We start from the raw sequence: 4920 nt of genomic DNA on the forward strand, positions 1-4920 counted from the left end.
AATGGATCAACAAAGATCGCTCTCGAAATCTCCGTCCCCCTCTTCCTCAAGATCACCATCGAGCACTCATTCCCTAATGAAAGGAAACACTGATATGGCCGATACCAAGCAGACCGCCGAAATCACCCCTGTAGCCCCGCAGGGTGGCGAAAACACGCAACAGGCTATCAGCGCCCATGCCGGTGCCGGAAACGCCTACGTGGAAGCCCTAGAGAACGCCGTGCTCGATGCTGAAGACGGTGCCGTATTGTTCAACTGCTGTACTGACCACAAGGCCCCTGATTGGAAGAGCTTCAACGCTATCGAGATTGGTGGATGCAGGAACGATGCCGACGAAGGCGCAGAGGATACTTGCATTTGCGGCGGCTACGCAGCAAACGAGGCAGAGTTCTTCACGGTATATGGACATCTGATCGAGGGAGGCGTCGAGGCTATCACTGACGCTCCTACATTCGAAGAAGCGCATAAAATAGCAGCTTTATTCGCTCTACAGAATGGCTTTGAGGTCAACGTTATCTGCTAAAACGGACCCGCAATTACCAACGTATCAGACCGGGCCGTGGATCTATGTTCCGGCCCGGTCAGTATATATATCATGGCTGTGGGTATCGTGCTTCGATTTTACGAACCTCAACAATGGCGTCACCGATACTTGTTATAGCACCTGTTGAAATAGCCGCGATTACGGTGTCGTAATCATTATGGATCGCATTCAATCTTTTAACTTGCGCTGCAAATGGTGCATCATCTGGTGTATTTCCAACATAATGATCGAGACTCATCTCAGCGCTTTGGATCTCCATCGAGATAAATTTTAAATGTTCTTTGAACTCATTAAGCATTTAGCAACTCCCATTCTGTGGCTTTCGACCTTGTGTAAGGTTCTTCACCTGAAAACATCAAGCCTTAGCGACCGGTAAATCGGATAATCGGGTCGTATAGCGCGGCGATCTCATGTCGGCCTTGGTCGCGAAGGGCTGTTTAAAGCCCTCTGACGCGAGAATGAGGGTCTTCTTGCCCCATCGGTCGTTTACTGCGTCAAGGGCCGCTGACAGCCTTCCTGATCGCTCCTGTTCATGAGCGAAGAGGTCAACAGGAGCAAGCTCAGCAGGAATGAGGTCGTCCAATATGACCCCGGCTTTGGTATAGGCGAAACCATTCCCCGCTGGATCGCCCTTCCACGCTCTAGCAGCGCAGGCGAGGGCGGTGCCGACGAGGGAGGTCGTCGCGTTCGACGGTGGGGAAAGGCGAGCTGTTCTCGATCCGCTATCACGGGCCGATCCGTTGTGCGGATTGGTGTGAAAGAAAACCTGCATGTGGCTGGCAACGAGGCCATGATTGCGAAGCTTCTCGGCCGCTCTGGTCGCATGGGCGGTGATCGCCTGCTGTAAGACGGCAAGAGATGTCATGGGACTGCCAGCCGATCTTGTGACGGCCATTCCTTTGCGTGTCGGCTCGATGTCCTGAATGTCGATGCAACGCAGCCCGTTCAACTCGGACACGGTGCGCTCAAGAACGACTGTCCCGATCTTTCGGGCGAGAGGAAGCGGCATGTCGCGCAACTGAGAGACGGTGTGTATCCCGATCTCCCGAAGCTTGGCGGTGGTTCTCGATCCAACGCCCCACACTTCCGAAACATCGGTGCGTGCCATGCAATAGCCCGCGATCTCCGTGTTCATCAGGTCCGCGACACCATTGAAGACCGGGTTTTTCTTCGCAATGAAATTCGCGAACTTCGCGAGCGTCTTTGTCGGCCCAATACCCACGCAGGTTGGGATTCCGGTGTTCTGGCGGACAGTTTCCCTCATCTCGGTCGCATGATCGAGCATTCGGCCACCAAAACCCGACAGATCAACGAAAGTCTCGTCTATCGAGTAGACTTCCGTTCGCGGAGAAAAGTCGGAAATCGTTGCCGCCACTCTGCGGCTAATGTCGCCATAAAGCGTATAATTCGAGGAAAAGAGCCGAATGCCGTGCTCTTTCGTCTTCTGCTTAAAATGGTGCGCGGGCTCCCCCATGCCGATGCCGAGGGCCTTCGCTTCATTCGATCTCGCGACAGCGCAGCCATCGTTATTTGATAGGACCACCACGGGCTTGTCGCGCAAGCGCGGGTCGAAAAGCCGTTCGCAAGAAACATAAAAATTATTGCAGTCGATCAGCGCTATCGGTTCGGCCATGGCTTCAATCGACAGGATAACGGCGGGCGATGCCCGCGACGATGCCGAATATTTCAGTAGTTTCGAGCACCGCAAGCGGCGGATAGCGTTCGTCGGAACGCGCCTCAAGCCACATGCGACCATCGCGCTGTGTCAGCACCTTCAGGAGCATGTCTCCATTATGGTAGGCAAGGACCGTTCGTCCTGGCTTCACCTTGCCTGCCCGATCAATGGCGACGAAATCGCCATCAAGGATGCCTGCGCGACACAGAGAATTGCCACTCACGCGATACCAAAATGTCGCGTGTTCGTGTCGTACCATCCAAGCTATGAGATCTATCGGATCTTCTAAGTCGTCGCCTGCCGGTGACGGAAAACCGGCTGAAATCCGCAATCCAGCAGTCTTGATCTCGCGAACGATATAATCGACGCTAACAGGCTCAACGGCCGAAAAGTTGGTTTTCATAGAAAGCCCCGGCATTGCTGGCTGTTATTTTCGTTCTTATTATGTTCTCATATTAGGTCGAGTCAACTACGATTCGGCGAAACACCAAAACAGGGCGCACAGGGTTCATTTTACTTGTGGGAGATCAGCAGGAACCGTTTAGGAACGCGAGCGGTCCATCCGTCGCTGTTCATCCAAACGCCTCTGTTCTTCACGCTGCATCTCTTGACGCCGCAAGTCGTCTGCCCGGCGCTGTTCATCCATCCGTCGCTGCTCGTCGCGCTGCTGGTCCTGTATGCGGCGCTGTTCATCCCTAAACTGGTCGTTGTTCATATCGATACCCGTGTTCACGTTGCTTGGCATAGAGAGATATAGGGCGCTGAAATGGCCCCGAAACCGTGTTAGGCTTCAGCAAATATTGCACTTTGGATCACTTTTCGCCAGATGGACTAGGATTTGCTAATGCAGACCGGAGACATACTGAGGTTACGACAAGAGGCTAGGGACGCGTTAGGTTCCCATGGCGAGGAGCTATATCAGATGCACGCAAATGCGGTCGCAGCTCTCTCTGATCCTTCAAAAGCCGAAGACGTGCGGGTAGATGCCCTTCTAACCCTACGAGCATGGGAAGATGCTGGCCTGTTCAGCGACGAGCATATCGCCTCATGGCGTCACATTCTCGCGATGGACGACGAGGAAGCAGCGCAGGCTATGCTCGCAGATACAGAGGAAGCCACGGCGTTGCGTAGAAACACCCCGTTTTCAAAATCAGCATTGGCGTATCCCCATGGATAGAGGCGTAGTCGGCCAACTGCTCATCAAGGCAAGCACTGTCATTCATCAGAATGATTTCGTCATCCTTGGGAGCATGGCGGCTTTGGGCAAGACGCCAAATCCTCCGCGCGCCATGTTGGACGCTGCGGATATCAACTTCCATCCGCTCGATGACGCTGCCGTCAGCTCCAAGAGGGTTCGTGATCAAGTCGGCCCCGGAAGCGACTTTCATCATAGCCATCATTTCTACGGCGAGCCAACCTCTCCCTATGCCGCCACGCTTCCGCAAGGCTGGCAACATCGAATGACGCGAGTGGATGTCGCACCAAATCTGCGCGCATGGTTCCTTGACGTAAACGACGTTGCCATCTCGAAATACGCACGAGGAAACGAGCGCGATCGATCATGGATAAAGGCCGGATTGGAAGCTGGCCTTGTGTCCCTCGATGTCGTCAGGGAGCGCCTTCCTGAAACCGTCACCTTGCCGACAGAGAAGGCCAATATCGACAGAGGAATGTTCGAGGATACCGCGTGGCTCTCGCAAGAGCGTAGCGTCATCGGTTCGAGGGAAGCTCCTAAGCCTGTAGAGGATGATGCAGCGCGAGGCCGCAAGCTGCTCTCGGATGTCGAGACGGCAGCAAACCTCTTCAAGCGCTCCGTGGATCGCGGCCAGCTCAAGCTCGGCAATTACTACCTCACTGAGTATCAGCGTCTAATCGAGCGAGCTGCGCGCTCTGCTGTAGACGGTAACAAGCAGATTCTTTCAGCTTCCGGCACGAACCGCGATCTCTACGCCGCAATCGAAAGCCAGCGCCAACGGCAAAAAGTCATCGAATCCGCGCCCAGGCTTCATCTCAACTTCAATCAGGAAGGGGAGCGGCTGGATGCTCAGTATGGAAATACGCCGGAGGCCAGCCACGGCAAAACACGACGCAAGCTCCTTGATGGAAAACTCGACGCCCTACCGGAGTTTGAGGAGCTTTATCAGGATGCCACTCGCACCAGTCAGCATGTGACGATAGGCGCCCTCCACAGTCATGCGCTGGCGCGTCTCAGGCAAAGCTACGGTGTTCTTCTTCTTGTCGAAGATGCAAGAGATGCCGGGATCATTCCGAACGGTGCAACGTTCGTGCCCACGGGCGCAAAGGTGCAGGATAAGACTACGACGAAAGAGTATCCCGCCGCACATCGCCTGCCCTGCGATCTCTCGACGCGATCCCAAGACGGAACGCTTAGACGGCTCTCGGATTTCTTCACGCTGCCTGTAAATCGTCTTTGGGTGGACAAGAACCTCTTTGCGCCGACCGACAAAGTACATCGCCTTGCGAATGTCGCAGACCGTTGGTGCGAGGACGTTGGGATGATCGCGACGATGGCGAAGGCAGCAACAGCGGTTGCGCAACGAAAAATGACAGCGGACGAAGCCATGTCCGAGATCATCGAGCCGGGTTATGCGGAAGCCGTTCAGAAATCCCTCAGTAAGGTGGAGCGAAATTTCGATTTCATCGAAAGACAGGAACTGCGGCGCAGGATCGTTGACGCAAA

At 54.6% G+C, this 4920-nt stretch carries 6 protein-coding genes and 2 pseudogenes; 5 read left to right on the top strand and 3 right to left on the bottom strand.

Annotated elements, in window-relative coordinates; all coding sequences use genetic code 11:
* Window positions 1-94 precede the first annotated feature (94 nt).
* Window positions 95-523, top strand: a complete 429-nt coding sequence (locus A6U87_RS19765; protein WP_065693019.1) for a hypothetical protein — start codon at window positions 95-97, stop codon at window positions 521-523.
* Between the two features lie 70 nt (window positions 524-593).
* On the opposite strand, the gene A6U87_RS29770 is transcribed toward A6U87_RS19765, so the two are convergent.
* Genes A6U87_RS29770 through A6U87_RS19775 form a run of 3 tightly spaced genes read right to left on the bottom strand, consistent with a single transcriptional unit; the run spans window position 594 to window position 2622 of the window.
* Entirely contained in the window at window positions 594-842 is a 249-nt protein-coding gene (locus A6U87_RS29770) for a hypothetical protein (RefSeq protein ID WP_141684008.1), read from the bottom strand.
* Between the two features lie 57 nt (window positions 843-899).
* Window positions 900-2177, bottom strand: coding sequence for a Y-family DNA polymerase (locus tag A6U87_RS19770; protein ID WP_065693020.1), 1278 nt, complete (start codon window positions 2175-2177; stop codon window positions 900-902).
* A 4-nt stretch (window positions 2178-2181) separates the two neighbouring features.
* Entirely contained in the window at window positions 2182-2622 is a 441-nt protein-coding gene (locus A6U87_RS19775) for a LexA family transcriptional regulator (protein ID WP_141684009.1), read from the bottom strand.
* Window positions 2623-2736: 114 nt separating this feature from the next.
* On the opposite strand from A6U87_RS19775, the gene A6U87_RS29775 reads away from it, so the two are divergent.
* The 4 genes and pseudogenes from A6U87_RS29775 to A6U87_RS19785 form a co-directional block, all read left to right on the top strand.
* Complete coding sequence (locus A6U87_RS29775; protein WP_141684010.1) at window positions 2737-2976, top strand: hypothetical protein; 240 nt, start codon at window positions 2737-2739, stop codon at window positions 2974-2976.
* Window positions 2977-3141: 165 nt separating this feature from the next.
* On the top strand, window positions 3142-3396 hold the full coding sequence (locus A6U87_RS30710) for a hypothetical protein (protein ID WP_369327549.1): 255 nt from the start codon (window positions 3142-3144) through the stop codon (window positions 3394-3396).
* Window positions 3397-3469: 73 nt separating this feature from the next.
* Window positions 3470-3811: pseudogene (locus A6U87_RS30715) on the top strand (DUF6036 family nucleotidyltransferase); the annotation flags it as partial.
* Window positions 3812-3889: 78 nt separating this feature from the next.
* Window positions 3890-4920, top strand: a pseudogene (locus A6U87_RS19785) (hypothetical protein); the annotation flags it as partial.

The organism is Rhizobium sp. AC44/96, assembly GCF_001692185.1.
GTDB lineage: Bacteria > Pseudomonadota > Alphaproteobacteria > Rhizobiales > Rhizobiaceae > Rhizobium.